Source organism: Brenneria tiliae, assembly GCF_023347575.1.
Lineage (GTDB): Bacteria > Pseudomonadota > Gammaproteobacteria > Enterobacterales > Enterobacteriaceae > Brenneria > Brenneria corticis.
This window is the reverse complement of sequence record NZ_JAKPCB010000102.1, coordinates 112,295-132,867: the sequence shown is the minus strand read 5'-3', so window position 1 is coordinate 132,867 and position 20,573 is coordinate 112,295. Positions and strand designations below refer to the sequence as shown.

Annotated in this window: 16 protein-coding genes; 12 read left to right on the top strand and 4 right to left on the bottom strand. The window is 56.2% G+C overall.

Features of this window, described 5'->3' with window-relative positions; all coding sequences use genetic code 11:
• Window positions 1-32: 32 nt before the first annotated feature.
• Together pta and ackA are read right to left on the bottom strand one after the other, a co-directional pair.
• Window positions 33-2,171 (bottom strand): phosphate acetyltransferase, encoded by a 2,139-nt coding sequence (gene pta, locus MFP24_RS19260; protein WP_249231894.1) that lies wholly within the window; start codon window positions 2,169-2,171, stop codon window positions 33-35.
• Between the two features lie 76 nt (window positions 2,172-2,247).
• Complete coding sequence (ackA, locus tag MFP24_RS19255) at window positions 2,248-3,450, bottom strand: acetate kinase (protein ID WP_249231893.1); 1,203 nt, start codon at window positions 3,448-3,450, stop codon at window positions 2,248-2,250.
• Between the two features lie 429 nt (window positions 3,451-3,879).
• On the opposite strand from ackA, the gene yfbV reads away from it, so the two are divergent.
• The 4 genes from yfbV (at window position 3,880) to MFP24_RS19235 (ending at window position 7,736) form a co-directional block, all read left to right on the top strand.
• Complete coding sequence (gene yfbV, locus MFP24_RS19250; protein ID WP_249231892.1) at window positions 3,880-4,335, top strand: terminus macrodomain insulation protein YfbV; 456 nt, start codon at window positions 3,880-3,882, stop codon at window positions 4,333-4,335.
• Window positions 4,336-4,500: 165 nt separating this feature from the next.
• On the top strand, window positions 4,501-4,995 hold the full coding sequence (locus MFP24_RS19245; RefSeq protein WP_009112074.1) for a YfbU family protein: 495 nt from the start codon (window positions 4,501-4,503) through the stop codon (window positions 4,993-4,995).
• Window positions 4,996-5,016: 21 nt separating this feature from the next.
• Window positions 5,017-5,673, top strand: a complete 657-nt coding sequence (locus MFP24_RS19240) for a sugar phosphatase (protein WP_249231891.1) — start codon at window positions 5,017-5,019, stop codon at window positions 5,671-5,673.
• 230 nt (window positions 5,674-5,903) lie between these two features.
• Window positions 5,904-7,736, top strand: a complete 1,833-nt coding sequence (locus MFP24_RS19235) for an SLC13 family permease (RefSeq protein WP_249231890.1) — start codon at window positions 5,904-5,906, stop codon at window positions 7,734-7,736.
• A 37-nt stretch (window positions 7,737-7,773) separates the two neighbouring features.
• Here MFP24_RS19235 and yfbR read toward each other — a convergent pair whose 3' ends face one another.
• On the bottom strand, window positions 7,774-8,373 hold the full coding sequence (gene yfbR / locus MFP24_RS19230; RefSeq protein ID WP_249231889.1) for a 5'-deoxynucleotidase: 600 nt from the start codon (window positions 8,371-8,373) through the stop codon (window positions 7,774-7,776).
• A gap of 126 nt (window positions 8,374-8,499) precedes the next feature.
• Window positions 8,500-9,714 (bottom strand): pyridoxal phosphate-dependent aminotransferase, encoded by a 1,215-nt coding sequence (locus MFP24_RS19225; RefSeq protein ID WP_249231888.1) that lies wholly within the window; start codon window positions 9,712-9,714, stop codon window positions 8,500-8,502.
• Window positions 9,715-10,216: 502 nt separating this feature from the next.
• Between MFP24_RS19225 and lrhA the strand changes: the two genes are divergently transcribed.
• From lrhA to nuoH, 8 genes are all read left to right on the top strand, one after another.
• Window positions 10,217-11,170, top strand: a complete 954-nt coding sequence (gene lrhA, locus MFP24_RS19220; protein ID WP_249231887.1) for a transcriptional regulator LrhA — start codon at window positions 10,217-10,219, stop codon at window positions 11,168-11,170.
• A gap of 642 nt (window positions 11,171-11,812) precedes the next feature.
• Window positions 11,813-12,253, top strand: coding sequence for an NADH-quinone oxidoreductase subunit A (locus tag MFP24_RS19215; protein ID WP_249231886.1), 441 nt, complete (start codon window positions 11,813-11,815; stop codon window positions 12,251-12,253).
• Window positions 12,254-12,269: 16 nt separating this feature from the next.
• Window positions 12,270-12,944 carry a NuoB/complex I 20 kDa subunit family protein gene (locus tag MFP24_RS19210; protein WP_009112081.1) on the top strand — a complete coding sequence of 225 codons (675 nt, stop codon included), beginning with the start codon at window positions 12,270-12,272 and terminating at the stop codon, window positions 12,942-12,944.
• Between the two features lie 99 nt (window positions 12,945-13,043).
• Entirely contained in the window at window positions 13,044-14,843 is a 1,800-nt protein-coding gene (gene nuoC, locus MFP24_RS19205; protein WP_249231885.1) for an NADH-quinone oxidoreductase subunit C/D, read from the top strand.
• A gap of 2 nt (window positions 14,844-14,845) precedes the next feature.
• Window positions 14,846-15,394 carry an NADH-quinone oxidoreductase subunit NuoE gene (nuoE, locus tag MFP24_RS19200; RefSeq protein WP_249231884.1) on the top strand — a complete coding sequence of 183 codons (549 nt, stop codon included), beginning with the start codon at window positions 14,846-14,848 and terminating at the stop codon, window positions 15,392-15,394.
• Window positions 15,391-16,740 carry an NADH-quinone oxidoreductase subunit NuoF gene (nuoF, locus tag MFP24_RS19195; RefSeq protein WP_249231883.1) on the top strand — a complete coding sequence of 450 codons (1,350 nt, stop codon included), beginning with the start codon at window positions 15,391-15,393 and terminating at the stop codon, window positions 16,738-16,740. The genes nuoE and nuoF overlap by 4 nt, the downstream gene beginning before the upstream one ends.
• A gap of 127 nt (window positions 16,741-16,867) precedes the next feature.
• On the top strand, window positions 16,868-19,594 hold the full coding sequence (gene nuoG / locus MFP24_RS19190; RefSeq protein WP_249231882.1) for an NADH-quinone oxidoreductase subunit NuoG: 2,727 nt from the start codon (window positions 16,868-16,870) through the stop codon (window positions 19,592-19,594).
• On the top strand, window positions 19,591-20,568 hold the full coding sequence (nuoH, locus tag MFP24_RS19185; RefSeq protein ID WP_249231881.1) for an NADH-quinone oxidoreductase subunit NuoH: 978 nt from the start codon (window positions 19,591-19,593) through the stop codon (window positions 20,566-20,568). Before nuoG ends, nuoH begins: the two co-directional genes overlap by 4 nt.
• Window positions 20,569-20,573: the final 5 nt, after the last annotated feature.

Here is a 20,573-nt window from a genome sequence, read left to right as displayed (position 1 = left end):
GCAGGTTGGCGTTGGCGTCCAAGGCGGCAGAATTAAATCTGGGTTGCCTGAATCGCCGTCAGGGCGACGGTGTAAACGATATCGTCTACCAGGGCGCCGCGCGACAGGTCGTTAACCGGTTTGCGCATACCTTGCAGCATCGGCCCGATGGAGATCAGGTCCGCCGAACGCTGCACCGCTTTGTAGGTGGTGTTGCCGGTGTTCAGATCCGGGAAGATGAACACCGTCGCTTTACCCGCCACCGGCGAGTTCGGCGCTTTGGAGAGCGCCACGTCGGCCATGATGGCCGCGTCATACTGCAGCGGTCCGTCGATGATCAGATCGGGGCGTTTTTCCTGCGCCAGCTGGGTGGCTTCACGCACTTTTTCCACATCGCTGCCGGCGCCGGAGTTGCCGGTGGAGTAGGAGATCATCGCCACGCGCGGGTCGATGCCGAAAGCGGCGGCCGAGTCCGCGGACTGAATGGCGATTTCAGCCAGCTGCTCCGCGGTCGGATCCGGGTTGATGGCGCAGTCGCCGTAAACCAGAACCTGCTCCGGCAGCAGCATAAAGAACACGGAGGAGACCAGCGAACTGCCCGGCGCGGTTTTAATCAGCTGCAGCGGCGGGCGGATGGTATTGGCGGTGGTGTGTACCGCGCCGGAAACCAGGCCGTCGACTTCGCCCTGTTCCAGCATCAGCGTACCCAGCACCACGTTGTCTTCCAGCTGTTCGCGGGCAACCACTTCGGTCATGCCTTTGCTTTTGCGCAGTTCAACCAGACGCGGAACGTAACGCTCGCGCACGGCTACCGGATCGACGATCTCAATGCCTTTGCCCAGTTCGACGCCCTGAGCGGCGGCGACGCGCTGGATCTCTTCCGGGTCGCCCAGCAGCACGCAGTGGGCGATACCGCGTTCAGCGCAGATAGACGCCGCTTTAACGGTGCGCGGCTCATCGCCTTCCGGCAGAACGATGCGTTTGCCTGCTTTGCGCGCCAGTTCGGTCAACTGATAGCGGAACGCCGGCGGGGACAGGCGACGCGAACGCTCGGATGCGGCGCTCAGCGACTCAATCCACTGGGGATCGATATGGCGCGCCACGTACTCCTGCACTTTTTCCACGCGCTGGTGGTCGTCCGCCGGTACTTCAAGGCTGAAGCTTTGCAGGCTGAGAGAGGTCTGCCAGGTATTGGTCTTGACCATAAAGACCGGCAGGCCGGTCTGGAACGCGCGTTCGCACAGCTTGCTGATGCTGGGATCCATCTCATAGCCGCCGGTCAGCAGCAGAGCGCCGATTTCAATACCGTTCATGGCCGCCAGGCAGGCCGCGACCAGCACGTCCGGACGGTCGGCGGAGGTGACCAGCAGCGAACCCGGGCGAAAATGCTCCAGCATGTGCGGAATGCTGCGCGCGCAGAAAGTAACGGATTTGATGCGCCGCGTCTGGATGTCGCCTTCGTTGATGATGCGCGCATTCAGGTGCTTCACCATATCGATGGCGCGCGTGGCGATCAGATCGAAGTTCCACGGAACGCTGCCCAGCACCGGTAACGGGCTGTTGGCGAACAGCTGCCGGGGATCGACGTTCGCCACGTTGGCCTTGGTTGAATCATCGAAGATTTCAGACAGGTCGGGGCGGGTACGGCCTTGCTCATCCACCGGCGCGTTCAGCTTGTTGATGATTACGCCGGTAATATTTTTGTTCTTGCTGCCGCCGAAGCTGGAGCGGGCCAGTTCGATGCGCTCTTTCAACTGCGCCGGCGAGTCGTTGCCCAGCGCGATCACAAAGACGATTTCCGCATTCAGCGTCTTGGCGATTTCATAGTTCAGCGCATTGGCGAACTGATGTTTGCGGGTCGGGACCAGCCCTTCCACCAGTACCACTTCCGCATCTTTGGTATTTTCATGGTAGCGGGCAATGATTTCTTCCATCAGCACGTCTTGCTGATTGGAACTCAACAAGGCTTCCACGTGGCTCATTTGCAGCGGTTCGGCGGCAATGATGGATGAGTTGGCGCGGATGATGGTGGTGGTCTGGTCCGGTTTGTTATCGCCGGAACGGGGCTGAGCGATAGGCTTGAACACGCTCAGGTGTACGCCTTTTTGTTCCATGGCGCGAATGACACCCAGGCTGACGCTAGTCAAGCCGACGCTGGTGCCTGTAGGGATCAACATGATTGTACGGGACACGGCTGAACCTCTTTACGGTTGCTCGTTAGTCAAAAACAACTCCGTCAGCCTGAGCTGACGGAGTTGGGATTTATGTTTACGCTGTCAGACGGAGGGCGTCCTGGGCGATCACCAATTCTTCATTGGTTGGAATAACCAGCGCCGGGCGGCTGCCGTCTTTGGCGATGTTGCCGCCTTTGCCGAAGCGCGCGGCCAGATTACGCTCGTGATCGACTGCGAAGCCCAGCAGGCCCAGCTTGTTCAGCGTCAGTTCGCGCACCATCGCGGCGTTTTCACCGATGCCGCCGGTGAACACCACGGCGTCCAGGCGGCCTTCCATCAGCGCGCTGTACGAACCGATGTATTTGGCCAGGCGGTGGCAGTATACGTCCATGGCGCGTTTGGCATCTTCTTTGGTGGCATAGTTATCTTCAACGTAGCGGCAGTCGCTGGTGACTTCGGTCAGACCCAACAGGCCGGACTCTTTGGTCAGCAATGTGTTGATTTTCTCAACGCTCATGCCCAGTGAATCATGCAGGTGGAAGACGATCGCCGGATCGATATCGCCGCTGCGGGTGCCCATCACCAGCCCTTCCAGCGGGGTCAGCCCCATGGAAGTATCAACGCACTTGCCGTTACGCACCGCGGCGACGGAACCGCCGTTGCCCAGATGGCAGGTAATCACGTTCAGTTCGTCGACCGGTTTGTTCAGCGCTTCGGCCGCCTGCTGCGTGACGAAGAAATGGCTGGTGCCGTGCGCGCCGTAGCGGCGGATATGGTGATCCGTATACAGTTTGTACGGCAGGGCATAAAGATAGGACTCTTCCGGCATGGTCTGATGGAACGCGGTATCAAATACGGCCACGTTTTTATCAGCCAGTTTCGGGAAGGATTTCAGCGCCTCGGCGATACCGATCAGGTGAGCCGGATTGTGCAGCGGTGCAAAAGGTACGGAATCCTTGATACCCTGCAGGACACTGTCATTGATGACGGCCGACTGGGTGAATTTCTCACCGCCGTGGACGATACGATGACCGATGGCGACCAGTTGAGCAGACAGCTCTGGTTTCTGGGCCAGAATGGTATTAACGATGAAGTTCAGCGCCTCGCTGTGAGCTGCGCCAGCGCCCAGTGCGGCTTCCTGTTTACCACCCTCGATTTTCCATTTGATGCGGGCTTCGGGAAGGTGGAAACACTCGGCCAGGCCGGACAGGTATTCTTCCCCGTTAACAGCATCGATGATGGCGAACTTCAGGGATGAACTACCACAGTTAAGAACCAGTACTAACTTACTCGACATGGAAGTACCTACTTGTTATATATGGTTAAAAAAATGCCAAACGCGGTTAGCGTATCGCATATCGCAGTTAGCATTTATGATTAACATCATACCCTGGTGTGAAACACCCGACATGACGATGAAAAAGTGCCGATGTTATCAAGTATTGTTATACCGAATGCACGGTATAATGACATGACACTGGCCTTATGAAGCCCGCAGTTTAATAAGGCGATGAGTCATCGCCGGTGGCTGTCGACAGCACTTGTGGCGCCATGGGGAATTATATCCCGTGCGTATAGTCATACAGCGTGAGTATATGGCGGCTAAAAGGCCGGACTAGAATACCGATAGCGTCCGGCAAACACAAAATATATTTTAACCTTGTCAAAATGAGTTGTTGATTTGTGAGAAAGTTTTATTCTTTATCTGTAAAGTTGAGGAGTGACCATGGCAACGAAACCTAGCGGTCGAATCGGTTGGCTACAGTTACTCCAGCGCGGGCAACGTTATATGAAAACCTGGCCCGCGGATAAACGCCTGGCGCCGGTGTTCCCTGAAAACCGCGTGGCCCGCGCCACGCAGTTCGCGATCCGGCTTATGCCGCCGCTGGCGGTATTTACCCTGACCTGGCAGATTGCGCTTGGCGGGCAGCTGGGTCCGGCCATCGCCACCGCGCTCTTTGCCTGTAGCCTGCCGATGCAGGGGCTATGGTGGCTGGGGCGTCGTTCGGTTACTCCTTTACCCCCTACGTTATTGCAGTGGTTTCACGATATCCGTCATAAGCTGCTTGAGTCCGGCATGGCGCTGGCCCCGCTGGAGGAAACGCCCACATATCAAGCGCTGGCCGAGGTGCTGAAACGTGCTTTTAAACAGCTCGACAAAACATTTCTCGACGATCTGTGATCTCCGTCAGACAGACGGCGGGCGGAAGGCTATTTTTGCCCTTGCCGCCGTTTTAAATCAAAAAACCGGGCGCTACGGCTACCGCGACACGATTCAGTATGCGATTCTGCTGGCAAGATAATAGCGATCGGCGCCATGCCGGAAATAGAGGTTCAGGAGAGCACGATGGAAATGACGAATGCCCAGAGATTGATCCTTTCAAATCAATATAAAATGATGACCATGCTCGATCCGGATAATGCGGAGCGCTATCGCCGGTTGCAAACCATCATCGAGCGCGGCTACGGTTTGCAAATGCGCGAGTTGGATCGCGATTTCGGCGATCTGAGCGAAGAGGTCTGCCGCACTATTATCAACATCATGGAAATGCATCACGCCCTGCAGGTCTCCTGGGGGAATCTGAAAGATAAGCAGGATCTGGACGAACGCCGCCTGGCCTTTCTGGGCTTTGACGCCGCCACCGAGGCGCGCTATCTCGGCTTTGTGCGTTTTATGGTGCACGTGGAAGGGCGCTATCCGCATTTCGATTCAGGAACGCATGGTTTTAACGCCCAGACAAAAATGTGGGATAAATATGGCAGAATGCTGGCTATCTGGCAGTCTTGTCCGCGTCAGTATCATTTGAGCGCGGTCGAAATCGCCCAAATTATCAACGCCTGATTAATTGCCAAGGAGCCCACCGTGGAGTGTAAAGGTTTTCTGTTTGATTTGGATGGTACGCTGGTTGATTCATTGCCGGCCGTGGAGCGGGCCTGGGCTAACTGGGCGCAAGCGCACGGTATCGAACCGCAGGACGTTCTCGATTTCATTCATGGCAAACAGGCGATTACCTCTCTGCGCCACTTCCTCAAGGGGGAGACAGAAGAATCGATCCAGCTGGAGTTCGCCGCGCTGGAAAAAATAGAGGCGGCGGATACGCAAGGCATTGTCGCCATGCCGGGCGCGAAGGCGCTGCTGGAACGGCTGGATGCGCTGGGTATTCCCTGGGCGATCGTCACTTCCGGCACCGTGCCTATCGCCAGCGCCCGTCATCAGGCCGGCGGGTTGCCCGCGCCGCACGCCTTCATTACCGCGGAGCAGGTGGCGCAGGGCAAACCCCATCCCGACGCCTACTTGTTGGGCGCGCGGCTGTTGGGATTGAAACCGCAGGATTGCGTCGTCGTCGAAGATGCTCCCGCCGGGGTGTTATCCGGCCTGGCGGCGGGCTGTCAGGTTATTGCGGTAAAGGCGCCGTCCGATACGCCGCAACTCGATCGGGTTGACCTGGTCCTGGATTCGCTGGCGCAATTGCGCATCGAGCCGTCGTCTGACGGCGCGCTGATTATCCTCAATGGGTAGTTTCGTCTAACTTATTGATAAAAAACTTACTAAACATGATCAAACCTCGTATTCGCGGGGTTTTTTTATGGCAGACTATCCCTGTCTGCCACCCTTCGGGCCGCGGCAGGGCAGCGTTAAAAAATGCTCCTGCATTTTTTTATGGCAGACTATCCCTGTCTGCCACCTTCCCATCCTATGGTTCGCAGCAGAATGCCTATCCATCAGTCTTTTCCGTCAGGGGAACCGTTTTGAATAGCGAACTTCTCTGGGTCTTATCCCTGTTGCTGATCGCCATTGTGTTGTTTACCACCAATAAATTACGCATGGATGTTGTTGCCCTACTGGTCATTATCGCTTTTGTGCTGAGTGGGACATTGACGTTACCGGAGGCGCTGGTGGGCTTCAGCGATCCCAACGTTATTCTGATCGCCGCCCTGTTTGTTATTGGCGAAGGTCTGGTGCGTACCGGCGTGGCTTATCAGGTCGGCGACTGGCTGGTGCGGGTCGCCGGCAACAGCGAAATAAAAATGCTGGTGCTGCTGATGGTCTCCGTCGCGCTGCTGGGGGCGTTTATGAGTTCGACCGGCGTGGTGGCCATCTTTATTCCGGTGGTGCTTAGCGTGTCCGCCCGCATGAAAACCTCGCCGGCGCGGCTGATGATGCCGCTCAGTTTTGCCGGGCTGATCAGCGGGATGATGACGCTGGTGGCCACGCCGCCCAATATGGTCGTCAGCAGCGAACTGATACGGGAAGGCATCGACGGGTTCGGTTTTTTCAGTATGACGCCGATTGGCGTCGTGGTGCTGTTGATCGGCGTGGCGTATATGACGGTGGCTCGCTACTGGCTCAGCGACGCCCAAACCGCCACGACCAAAGAGGGCTGGAAAAGAAGGACTTTCCGCGATCTTATCCGCGATTACAAACTGACGGGCCGGGCGCGTCGTTTGGCCATCCGCCCCGGCTCTCCCTTTATCGGCCACCGGCTGGACGAACTGCGTCTGCGTCAGCGCTATGGGGCGAATATCGTCGGCATTGAACGCTGGCGCAAATTTCGGCGGGTGATGGTCAGCGTGGCGGGAAATACGGAGCTGCGTCTTAATGACGTTCTGCTGATCGATATGTCCACCTCGGAAGTCGATTTACGCGAGTTCTGCACCTCGCAGCGTCTGGAGCCGATGGTGCTGCGCGGCGAGTACTTCTCCGAGCAGGCGCGTGATGTGGGAATGGCCGAGGTCTCCTTGATTCCTGATTCCGAACTGTTGGGGAAAACCCTTTACGATGTCGGCTTTCGCAGCCGCTATGGTCTGACCGTCGTGGGGATCCGCCGCAACGGTGAGGCAATGGAAGGGATTCTGGCCGACGAACCGCTGCAGTTGGGCGATATTTTGCTGGTCATCGGCGATTGGCGCATGATTCGGCAGTTGCATACGCAGAAAAACGACTTTCTGCTGCTTAATCTGCCGGCGGAGGTGGATGACGTGGCCCCGGCGGTCAGTCAGGCTCCCCATGCGCTGTTCTGTCTGGCGCTGATGGTGGCGATGATGCTGACGGACGAAATTCCCAATGCGATAGCGGCGCTGATCGCCTGCTTATTAATGGGCAAATTCCGCTGCATCGATATGGAAGCGGCCTACCGCTCCATTCACTGGCCGAGTATTATCCTGATCGTGGGGATGTTGCCGTTCGCGCTGGCGTTGCAGCAAACCGGCGGCGTAGCGCTGATCGTCAACGGGCTGATGGATGTCGCCGGGGGAGCCGGGCCTCATATCATGTTGGTGTGCCTGTTTATTCTGTGCGCCGTTATCGGCCTGTTTATCTCCAATACCGCGACCGCGGTGCTGATGGCGCCCATTGCCATCGCCGCGGCGAAACAGATGGGGGTGTCGCCGTATCCTTTCGCCATGATCATTGCGGTCGCGGCTTCCGCCGCTTTTATGACGCCGATATCATCACCGGTGAATACGCTGGTGCTGGGGCCGGGAGGATATAAGTTCGGCGACTTTGTGCGTATCGGCGTGCCGTTCACCGTACTGGTGATGATCGTCAGCGTGACGATGGTTCCATGGATTTATCCTTTCTGACGCGTGCGGGCGCCCGCGGCATAGGGAGGGGGTGGCGTTACAGCGGCGAGTCCTGGCTGATCTCATCCAGCGATAAACTGAAGCTGGGGATGAATACGGTCATGAAATAATCCATCTCCGGGCTTTGGCGCTGCTGCAATGTTTTTTCCAAGCGGGCCTTGGCCAGGGTAAATTCCGTGTTGCCCGCCGACAACTCTTCCAGACATTTCAGATAAGCGCACAGCGCATCGGCCTGCTTGACGATTGCCCGCTCATCTTCGCTCATCTGTTGCTCGTCCAGCAAAGAGTGGTAGTCCGGCTGTAGTTCCGCCGGCAGCATATCGATCAGTTTCTGCCGGGCTATCTTTTCAATTTTCTTATATTCGTGAGCGATCTGCGCGTTGTAATACTTGATGGGGGTCGGCATATCTCCGGTCAGGACTTCGCTGGCGTCGTGGTACATCGCCAGCAGGGCGATACGCTCGGCATTAATGTTGCCATTGAACTTGCGGTTTTTTATCACCGCCAGCGCGTGGGCGACAAAGGAGACCTGAAGGCTGTGCTCGGATACGTTTTCTGTGCGCACGTTACGCATCAGCGGCCAGCGGCTAATGAGTTTCAGACGCGATAAATGGGCAAAAAAGTGACTCTGAATCATAACAATCTCTCAGACGGCAGCACGATGGAAATCTATTGTGGCACCTGGCGGGGATAATGCAAACCTCACACCGCTCCGGCGCGGGCGCTCAAACGGTACGCCCGGCGCCGGGAAACGGCAACTGCGTTACTGGCGATAGTTCTCCAGGAAGCGGCCCAGTTTATGTACGGCCATGTCCAGTTCGTCGATACGGGGCAGAGTCACGATGCGCACGTGGTCCGGGTAAGGCCAGTTGAACGCCGTTCCCTGAACCAGCAATACTTTTTCCTGCAAAAGAAGATCCAGCACCAGTTTCTGGTCGTCATGAATGTTAAAGCGTTTGGCGTCGATACGCGGGAACATATAGAGCGCGCCGCGCGGTTTCACGCAGGATACGCCGGGGATCTGGTTAATCAGCTCCCAGGCGCGGTTACGCTGTTCGTATAACCGCCCGCCGGGCTGAATAAACTCACTGATGCTTTGATAACCGCCGATGGCGGTTTGAATGGCATGCTGCATGGGGACATTGGCGCACAAACGCATCGACGCCAGCATTTCCAGCCCTTCGATATAGCCTTTGGCATGCTTTTTCGGCCCGTTCAGCACCATCCAGCCCTGGCGGAAACCGGCGACGCGATAGGTCTTGGATAACCCGTTAAAGGTTATGGTCAGCAGATCCGGCGCCAGTGCGGCGATCGAGTGGTGCTGGGCATCGTCGTAGAGGATTTTGTCGTAAATTTCGTCGGCGAAAATAATCAGGCCGTGTTCGCGGGCGATCGCCACGATTTCCAGCAGCAGTTCTTTGCTGTATACCGCGCCCGTCGGGTTGTTCGGGTTAATAATCACAATTCCCCGGGTGCGCGGCGTGATCTTGCTGCGGATATCGTCCAGGTCGGGGAACCAGTCGGATTCTTCGTCACATAAATAATGTACCGCGTTGCCATTGGACAGCGACACGGCCGCCGTCCACAGCGGGTAGTCCGGAGCCGGAACCAGCATTTCATCGCCGCTGTTGAGCAATGCCTGCATCGACTGAACAATCAGTTCGGAGACGCCGTTGCCGATATAGACGTCTTCGACGGTCATATCGCGCATATCCCTGGCCTGATAGTGCTGTACGATGGCTTTACGCGCCGAATACAGACCCTTGGAATCACAGTAGCCCTGCGCCGTCGGCAAATTACGGATAACATCGACCAGAATTTCATCAGGGGCTTCAAAGCCGAAAGGGGCCGGATTGCCAATGTTCAGCTTAAGGACTTTATTGCCTTCTTCTTCCAGGCGCTTGGCTTCCTTCAGTACTGGACCACGGATGTCATAACAGACGTTCTCCAGTTTCTTTGATTTTTCAATCGGCGACATAAATATCACAAACCTTTTGCGGGAAAAGCGTATTCCTGGGTGGAATAGCACAACCTGCTTAATGTACTCCTCCCGTAGTGCCTTTTGAAGAATGATTAGCGCTTTCTATGCAAATTATTACCCTGATGCACTATGAGGGTTGTGTACTAGTCTGATGGTGCGATAGGGTAGATGGCGGCACCGATTTTCGGTCGGTCAGTTTTTTGCTATGAAAATACGCCTGCGATTATTTAAAATAATGGAGATTATTTATTTTGCAGGTTGAAAAAAGAAAAGGTAATTTTTTTCGGATTAATCGTTTAACAAATTAAGGAGGTAAATCCCTTGAAATAATGATGACTCATCAATTGAAAAGGCGATTGTGGTAACGAAATATAAGTATTTTTTTGCCCTTATCGTGCGTCTGCGATAGTGTCTTTAAACTGTATGGGTTGTTGCCATTACATGTAAAAACACCAGGAATATTTTCGTTAAAAATTAAAATAGATAAGTGATGAATCGTATGACCAATGCAAATCGACCAGTACTTAATCTTGATCTTGATCTATTGAGAACGTTTGTCGCTGTTGCAGATTTGAACACTTTTGCAGCCGCTGCCGTTGCCGTACGCCGGACACAATCGGCGGTCAGCCAACAAATGCAACGTTTAGAGCAACTCATCGGAAAGGAGCTGTTCGCCCGTCACGGGCGCAATAAGCTGTTTACCGAACATGGTATCCAGTTTCTTGGATACGCCAGAAAAATATTACAATTCAACGATGAAGCATGTACTTCATTAATGTACAGCGATATTCAGGGCACGCTCACCATCGGCGCCTCCGATGATACCGCCGATACCATCCTTCCTTATATTTTACACCGGGTAACCTCTGTTTTTCCTAAATTATCCATAGCCGTCAGCGTGAAACGCAGCGCGGAAATGTTGGAAATGCTACAGCAAGGAAAAATTGATCTGGTGATTACCACCATGAGCAGTAGGGCATTTCCCCATATCTTATTACGAACGTCGCCAACGCTGTGGTATTGCGCCGCCGATTATGCGTTCAGACCGGAAGAGCCCGTCCCGCTGGTGGTAATGGATGACCCCAGTCCTTTTCGCACCCTGGCATTGGAGCACCTGACCGCGGCGGGCATCCCCTGGCGGATTTCTTACGTGGCATCCACGCTGTCGGCCGTCCGTGCCGCCGTTAAAGCCGGTCTGGGGGTAACCATCCGCTCAGTGGAGATGATGAGCCCCGAGTTAAGGGTGCTGGGCGAGGAGGACGGATTGCCGAGGCTGCCGGAAACCCGCTATTTTCTGTGCAAAAATCCGCATCATGAAAATGAGCTGGCAACGGCGATTTTTAATGTGGTTGGGACGGGCAATAAATCCCATGTGCCCACGGCGGATGAGGCTTCCTATGGTAATGACATCAACATCCCGCCCGCGGCGCCTCCGCTGAAGGATGCCATATAGCGGCATGACAAGTCGGACATCGTTCGGGTCACAGGATGCGGCCTGAACGATGGCGGCTTATTTATCGCGTCGTATCCTGGCTAACAAATCTGCATTCGGGCCGTTCCTCCCCCCCCCAGGCTGGCGAAAAGTTGCTATCGCTACGCCTTCTTGATTTTATGAAATTGCGGTTCTTTTTTTTTAAACCTAGAGTGTAAAAAATCACCCCGCATCCGGGATTGACACGGCTAATTTTTTTACTAACTAAATTGGTAAAAATGTGTGCCAGATCAAAAAATAACCCTAATAACACTATGGGAGAACGGGCATTTCTTTTGAAAATGGTATAGTGGCCGGGTAAACCTAAAGTTGCCTGCGATAGCCAGTTGTTAATGTGTAACTGTCACTGACTCGATTTAGCGAAGAGGGGGATGGAGATGTTAACAAAACTGAGTGCATGTAAACTAATATACTGCTATTTTTAGTAAGGTTGAAAAAAAGGTTATAAAATTTAGGGATTCAGCCATGGTTAAGCCGTTTACCTGACACGTTTCCGTGCTTTTTGTGTGGTTATTAATCCTTCCTTTTAATCGATGTGGTGCATTAGCTGCCGAAAATGAAGAGCAGACGTTAACAGCCACTTTTGATGAGTAAGCAACGAGTATGTCAACAACTACTGAAGTCCTCGCCCATCATTGGGCATTTGCGCTATTCCTTATCATCGCCGTGGGCCTGTGCGGCTTCATGCTGACGGGGGGATTTTTGCTCGGTGGCAGAGCAAAGGCCAGAGCTAAAAATACACCTTATGAATCCGGGATTGATGCGGTAGGCTCCGCGCGTTTGCGCCTGTCCGCCAAGTTTTATCTGGTCGCCATGTTTTTTGTCATCTTCGATGTTGAAGCCTTATATCTCTATGCCTGGGCCGTTTCCATCAGAGAAAGCGGCTGGGTCGGCTTTATCGAAGCAGCCATTTTCATTTTGGTGCTGCTGTCCGGTTTGATCTACCTGGCACGCATCGGGGCGCTGGACTGGATCCCCGAACGTTCCAAGAGACAGGTCGTTAAATCAGACACCCTAAGCTCCACCAACAATCATCAGCAGTAACAGCGAGGCATATAAGATGGACTATACGCTCACCCGCATAGAGCCGGACGGTGAGAATGACCGTTATCCCCTGCAACGGCAGGAGATCGTTTCCGACCCTCTGGAGCAGCATGTTCACCGCAGTGTCTATATGGGCAAGCTGGAGCATGCGCTTCACGATACGGTGAACTGGGGTCGTAAGAATTCTCTTTGGCCTTATAACTTCGGCCTTTCCTGTTGCTATGTGGAAATGACAACCTCTTTTACCGCGGTACACGACGTGGCCCGTTTCGGTTCCGAAGTTATCCGCGCCTCGCCGCGCCAGGCCGATTTCATGGTCGTCGCCGGGACGGTGTTCACTAAAATGGCGCCGGTCATCCAGCGTCTGTACGAACAAATGCTTGAGCCCAAATGGGTTATTTCCATGGGGGCCTGCGCCAACTCCGGCGGGATGTACGACATTTACTCCGTGGTGCAGGGCGTCGATAAATTCCTGCCCGTCGACGTGTACATCCCCGGCTGCCCGCCGCGTCCCGAAGCCTATATGCAAGCGCTGTTACTGTTACAAGAATCAATCGGCAAAGAGCGTCGCCCGCTGTCATGGACGGTGGGGGAGCAGGGCGTTTATCGCGCCAATATGCAGTCCGAACGGGAACGTAAACGCGGTGAGCGCATCGCGGTGACCAATCTGCGCTCCCCCGATGAGATTTGACCTGTAAATGATGAGTATCCCGATCGCGTAATATCACGATAACAGTGTGCGGACGGGATCAGATACAGAAAATGGCACATTTAATGTGGTGACATATTTATGACAGATTTAACGACGCACGATATCGCTCAGCCTGCCTGGCAAACCCGCGATCACCTTGATGATCCTGTGGTTGGCGAACTGCGTAACCGTTTTGGGCCGGAAGCATTTACCGTACAGGCGACGCGCACGGGCGTTCCCGTCGTATGGATTAAACGTGAGCAATTACTGGAAGTCGTTTCTTTCCTGAAAAAACAGCCGCAGCCTTATGTGATGCTGTTTGATTTGCACGGCATGGACGAACGTTTGCGCACCCATCGCGAAGGTTTGCCGGCCGCTGATTTCTCTGTTTTTTACCACCTGATTTCCATCGAGCGTAACCGCGACATCATGCTGAAAGTCGCGCTGGTCGAAAACGACATGCATTTGCCGACCATGACCAAGCTGTTTCCCAACGCCAACTGGTATGAGCGTGAAACCTGGGAAATGTTCGGGGTCACGTTCGACGGACATCCTCATTTGACTCGCATCATGATGCCGCATTCCTGGGAAGGGCATCCGCTGCGCAAGGATTATCCGGCGCGCGCCACCGAGTTCGATCCTTTCGTGCTGACCAAGCAGAAAGAAGATCTGGAAATGGAGTCGCTGACCTTCAAACCCGAAGAATGGGGCATGAAGCGCGGCACCGAAAACGAAGACTTCATGTTCCTCAACATGGGGCCGAACCATCCCTCGTCGCACGGCGCTTTCCGTCTTATCCTGCAACTGGACGGCGAAGAGATCATCGACTGTATTCCCGATGTCGGCTATCACCACCGCGGCGCGGAAAAAATGGGCGAACGCCAGTCCTGGCACAGCTACATTCCTTATACCGACCGCATCGAATATCTGGGCGGCTGCGTCAACGAAATGCCGTATGTGCTGGCCGTTGAAAAACTGGCGGGCATCGAGGTGCCGGATCGGGTTAAAACCATTCGCGTCATGCTGTCCGAACTTTTCCGCATCAATAGCCACCTGCTGTATATCGGTACTTACATTCAGGATGTCGGCGCCATGACGCCGATCTTTTTTCTGTTTACCGACCGCCAGAAAATTTACGATCTGGTGGAAGCCATCACCGGATTCCGTATGCACCCGGCATGGTTCCGCATCGGCGGCGTGGCGCACGATCTGCCGCGCGGCTGGGAACGCCTGCTGCGCGAGTTCCTCGACTGGATGCCATCCCGTCTGGACACCTATGTCAAAGCCGCTTTGCAGAACACCATCCTGAAAGGCCGTACCCAGGGCGTTGCCGCCTACAACGCCAAAGAGGCGCTGGAGTGGGGCGTTACCGGCGCCGGTCTGCGGGCGACCGGCGTCAATTTTGACGTGCGTAAACAGCGTCCCTATTCCGGTTATGAAAACTTTGACTTTGAAGTGCCGCTGGGCGACGGCGTCAGCGACTGTTATAGCCGGGTGATGCTGAAAGTTGAAGAGCTGCGCCAGAGCCTGCGCATTCTGGAGCAGTGTCTGAACAACATGCCGGAAGGGCCGTTCAAGGCGGACCATCCGCTGACCACGCCGCCGCCGAAAGAGCGCACGCTGCAGCATATCGAAACCCTGATTAACCACTTCCTCCAGGTTTCCTGGGGGCCGGTGATGCCGGCCAATGAATCATTCCAGATGATTGAGGCGACGAAAGGCATCAACAGTTATTACCTGACCAGTGACGGCGGCACCATGAGCTACCGCACTCGTATTCGCACGCCGAGCTATCCGCATCTGCAGCAGATTCCGTCTGTTATCCGCGGATGTCTGGTATCCGATCTGATCGTATACCTCGGCAGTATTGATTTTGTCATGTCAGATGTGGACCGCTAATTATGCACGATCATAACGACACTCACGATCATATCGACGTTCAGGGGCAACCCGCCGCCGACTCGCTGACGAAAGATACTGTTTTTGCGCTGAGCGACGCGGAGCGTGACGCCATCGAGCACGAAAAACATCACTATGAAGATGCGCGCGCCGCCTCGATCGAAGCGCTGAAAATCGTGCAGAAACAGCGCGGCTGGGTGCCGGACGGCGCCATCAAGGCGATCGCCGACCTGCTGGGCATTCCGGACAGCGACGTAGAGGGCGTGGCGACATTTTACAGCCAGATTTTCCGTCAGCCGGTGGGGCGTCACATCGTGCGCTACTGCGATAGCGTGGTTTGTCATATCAACGGTTATCAGGGCGTTCAGGCGGCGCTGGAGCGCAAACTCAGCATCAAGCCGGGGCAAACTACGTTCGACGGACGTTTCACCCTGCTGCCCACCTGCTGCCTGGGGAACTGTGACAAGGGGCCGTCGATGATGATTGACGATGATACCCACACCCACGTCAAGCCTGAAGATATCGAATCGTTATTGGAGCAGTATCAATGAGTAAAAACATTGTCCTGACTGCTGAGCAGCATCCTCTGACCTGGCGTCTACGCGATGACGAACAGCCGGTATGGCTGGAAGAGTATCGCGGCAAAAACGGCTATGCCGGCGCGCAAAAAGCGTTGAGCGCCATGGCCCAGGATGAGGTGGTTTCTCTGGTTAAAGACGCCGGTCTGAAAGGGCGCGGCGGCGCGGGCTTTTCCACCGGGCTCAAGTGGAGCCTGATGCCGAAAGACGAAAGCATGAATATCCGCTACCTGCTGTGCAACGCGGATGAAATGGAGCCGGGCACCTATAAAGACCGCCTGCTGATGGAGCAGCTTCCGCATTTGCTGATCGAAGGGATGCTGATTAGCGCCTTTGCGCTGAAAGCCTACCGCGGCTACATCTTCCTGCGCGGCGAATATATCGAAGCGGCGGTGAATTTGCGCCGGGCCATCGAAGAAGCCAAAGACGCCGGCCTGTTGGGCAAAAATATCCTCGGCAGCGGGTTTGATTTCGAGCTGTTTGTGCATACCGGCGCCGGCCGCTATATCTGCGGCGAGGAAACGGCGCTGATCAACTCGCTGGAAGGCCGTCGCGCCAACCCGCGCTCGAAACCGCCTTTCCCGGCGTCCGCCGGCGCCTGGGGCAAACCGACCTGCGTCAATAACGTGGAAACGCTGTGTAACGTGCCGGCCATTATCGAATATGGCGCGGCCTGGTATCAGGGGTTGTCTGCGGGCAAAAGCAAAGATGCCGGCACCAAGCTGATGGGGTTCTCCGGCCGGGTTAAAAATCCGGGCCTGTGGGAGCTGCCGTTCGGCACCACCGCGCGCGAGATCCTCGAGGATTATGCCGGCGGCATGCGCGACGGGCTGACGCTGAAAGCCTGGCAGCCCGGCGGTGCGGGTACCGACTTCCTGACGGCGGATCATCTCGATCTGCCGATGGATTTCGAACATATCGCCAAAGCGGGCAGTCGTCTGGGCACCGCGCTCGCCATGGCGGTCGATCATGAAATCAACATGGTTTCCCTGACCCGCAATCTGGAAGAGTTTTTTTCCCGTGAATCCTGCGGCTGGTGTACCCCGTGCCGCGATGGTTTGCCCTGGAGCGTAAAACTGCTGCGCGCGCTGGAGCGCGGGGAAGGGCAGCCGGGAGATATTGAAACGCTGGAGCAGCTTTGCCGCTTTCTGGGGCCGGGCAACACCTTCTGCGCCCACGCGCCGGGGGCCGTGGAGCCGCTGCAAAGCGCCATCAAATATTTCCGCAATGAATTTGAGGCGGGTATTTCTCCACAATATCTGGGTAACACCAAAGCGATTGGCGGCATTCAACCCAACCTGTTGAAAGAACGCTGGTAGCCAATCGCCCGATGAGCTTGAGATGCAGTAAATGTATCCGCCGGGCGGCGCAAACAAGCCGCCCTCATAAACAGAATTTTTGATTAGCGCCTGTGGCGACACAGACCATTATGGAAGCATGCTGACTATGGCTACTATTCATGTAGACGGCAAGGAGTATGAAGTAAACGGCGCGGACAACCTTCTTGAGGCCTGTCTGTCCCTGGGACTTGATATTCCTTATTTTTGCTGGCACCCGGCGCTGGGGAGCGTAGGCTCCTGCCGCCTGTGTGCGGTCCGGCAATATCAGAACGCGGAAGATACCCGCGGTCGCCTGGTAATGTCCTGTATGACGCCGGCAGCCGACGGTACCTATATTGCTATTGAGGAAGAAGAAGCCACGCTATTCCGTAAAACGATAGTCGAGTTTCTGATGACTAATCACCCGCACGACTGTCCGGTGTGCGAGGAGGGGGGCAACTGCCACCTGCAGGATATGACGGTGATGACGGGGCATAATGTCCGTCGCTATCGTTTTACCAAGCGCACCCATCGCAATCAGGATCTCGGGCCGTTCATTTCCCATGAGATGAACCGCTGTATCGCTTGTTACCGCTGCGTTCGCTACTACAAGGATTATGCCGACGGCTCCGACCTCGGCGTTTACGGCGCGCACGATAACGTCTACTTCGGCCGCCCGCAGGACGGCACGCTGGAAAGCGAGTTCTCCGGTAATCTGATCGAGGTTTGTCCCACCGGCGTCTTTACCGACAAAACGCACTCCGAGCGTTACAACCGCAAATGGGATATGCAGTTTGCGCCGAGCATCTGCCAGCAGTGCAGCGTCGGCTGTAATACCAGCCCGGGCGAACGCTATGGCGAGCTGCGCCGCGTTGAAAACCGTTTCAACGGCAGCGTAAACCACTACTTCTTATGCGACCGCGGCCGTTTTGGCTACGGTTACGTCAATCTGCAGGATCGTCCCAAACGGCCGCTGCAACGCCGCGGTGAAGACTGGATTGCGCTGAATGCCGACCAGGCGTTGCAGGGGGCGGCCGACGTGCTGCGCCAGGCAAAGAAAACCATCGGCATCGGTTCGCCGCGCGCCAGCATCGAAAGCAACTTTGCGCTGCGCGAGCTGGTGGGGGCGGAAAACTTCTATACCGGCATCGCCCATGACGAACAGGATCGTCTGCAACTGATCCTGAAAGTATTGCGCGAAGGCGGCGTGCGTACCCCGGCGCTGCGTGAGATAGAGAGCTACGACGCCGTGCTGGTGCTGGGAGAGGATCTGACCCAGACCGGCGCCCGCATTGCGCTGGCGGTGCGTCAGGCGGTGAAGGGCAAGGCGCGTGAAATGGCGGCGGCGCAGAAAGTGGCCGACTGGCAGATTGCGGCCATTATGAACATCGGTCAGCACGCCAAGCATCCGCTGTTTATCACCAACGTCGACGATACCCGTCTGGACGATATCGCCGCCTGGAACTACCGCGCGCCGGTGGCCGATCAGGCGCGGCTGGGCTTTGCCATCGCCCATGCGCTGGACGACGGCGCCCCGGCGGTGCCGGACCTGGCCGCCGGGCTTGAGCAGAAAGTGGATATCATCGTTCAGGCGCTGGCCGGGGCGAAAAAGCCGTTGATTATCTCCGGCACCAACGCCGGCAGCCGCGATATCATCGCGGCGGCGGCCAACGTGGCGCAGGCGCTGAAAGCGCGCGGTTCCGACGTCGGCATCACCTTTGTCGCCTCCGCGGCGAACAGCATCGGCCTGTCGATGATCGGCGGCGGTTCGCTGGATGACGCCCTGGCGCAGTTGGAAGGCGGCGAGGCCGATAGCGTGGTGGTATTGGAAAACGACCTCTATCGCCATGCGCCCGCGGCGCGCGTCGACGCGGCGCTGGAGAAAGCCGGCAATCTGGTCGTGCTGGATCATCAGCGCACCCGCATTATGGACAAAGCCAGCCTGATCCTCTCATCGGCAAGTTTTGCCGAAAGCGACGGCACGCTGATCAACCAGGAAGGCCGCGCCCAGCGTTTCTTCCAGGTGTATGACCCCACTTACTACGACGACCAGGTGGTGATGCTGGAAAGCTGGCGCTGGCTGCACTCGCTGTTTATTACCTATAACAGCCGCCAGGTCGACTGGACGCAGCTCGACCATGTGATTGACGCCTGCGTCGCCGCGCTGCCGCTGCTGGCGGCGATCAAGCAGGCCGCGCCCGATGCGTCCTTCAGGATCAAGGGGCAAAAGCTGGCCCGTTCGCCGAACCGTTCAAGCGGACGCACCGCGATGCGCGCCAATATCAGCGTGCACGAGCCGCGTCAGCCGCAGGATAAAGACACCATGTTCGCCTTCTCGATGGAGGGGAACAACAGCCCGACGGCCGATCGTCAGCAGATTCCTTTCGCCTGGGCGCCGGGCTGGAACTCGCCGCAGGCGTGGAACAAGTTCCAGGATGAAGTGGGCGGTCATCTGCGCCACGGCGATCCCGGCGTGCGCCTGATTGAAGCGGGCGAGAAGACGCTGGATTATTTCGCCGAAATCCCGGCCGCTTTCGTCGCCCAGTCGGGAAGCTGGCGCGTGGCGCCGTATTACCATCTGTTCGGCAGCGACGAACTGTCGCAGCGCTCGGCGGTGATCCAACAACGTATGCCGGAGCCTTATGTGGTGGTTAATCCCGCGGATGCGGCGGCGTTGGGGGTTAATCCGGGGTCGCTGGTGGAGTTGAGCTGCGGCGGTCAGACATGGCGTTTGGCGCTGCGGTTAAGCGCCGGACTGAGTCAGGGACAGGTTGGTTTACCGCTGGGGCTGCCGGGCATCGCCCCGGTGCTGGCGGGCGCAACCGTTGAGAATCTGCGGGAGGCTGCACAATGAGTTGGTTGACACCGGATCTCCTGGAGATACTGATTTCTGTCGCAAAAGCGGTTGTTATCCTGCTGGTCGTGGTGACCTGCGGGGCATTTATGAGTATGGGCGAACGTAAGCTGCTGGGGCTGTTCCAGGGGCGTTACGGACCGAACCGGGTCGGCTGGGGCGGTTCGCTACAGCTGGTCGCCGATATGATCAAAATGTTCTTCAAAGAAGACTGGGTGCCGAAGTTTACCGACAAGGTAATCTTCACCCTGGCGCCGATGATCGCCTTTACCTCGCTGTTGCTGGCCTTCGCCATCGTACCCATCACCCCGACCTGGGGCGTATCGGACCTGAATATCGGGCTGCTGTTTTTCCTGATGATGGCCGGTCTGGCGGTTTACGCGGTGCTGTTCGCCGGCTGGTCGAGCAACAACAAATATTCATTGCTGGGCGCGGTGCGCGCATCCGCCCAGACCCTGAGTTACGAAGTGTTTCTCGGATTGTCGCTGATGGGGATCGTCGCCCAGGCAGGTTCCTTCAATATGCGCGACATCGTGGATTCCCAGGAACATTTGTGGAATATCATCCCGCAGTTCTTCGGTTTCGTTACGTTCGCCATCGCCGGGGTGGCGGTGTGTCACCGCCACCCGTTCGACCAGCCCGAAGCGGAGCAGGAACTGGCGGATGGTTACCACATTGAATATTCCGGTATGAAATTCGGATTGTTCTTCGTGGGGGAATATATCGGCATCGTCACGGTTTCCGCCCTGATCGTCACCCTGTTCTTCGGGGGCTGGCACGGTCCGTGGCTGCCGCCGTTCATCTGGTTTGCCCTGAAAACGGCTTTCTTTATGATGATGTTTATTCTGATCCGCGCCGCGCTGCCGCGTCCGCGTTATGACCAGGTGATGTCTTTCGGCTGGAAGATCTGCCTGCCGATAACCCTACTGAACCTGCTGGCGACCGCCGCGGTCATTTTGTACAACGCTCAATAAGGGGT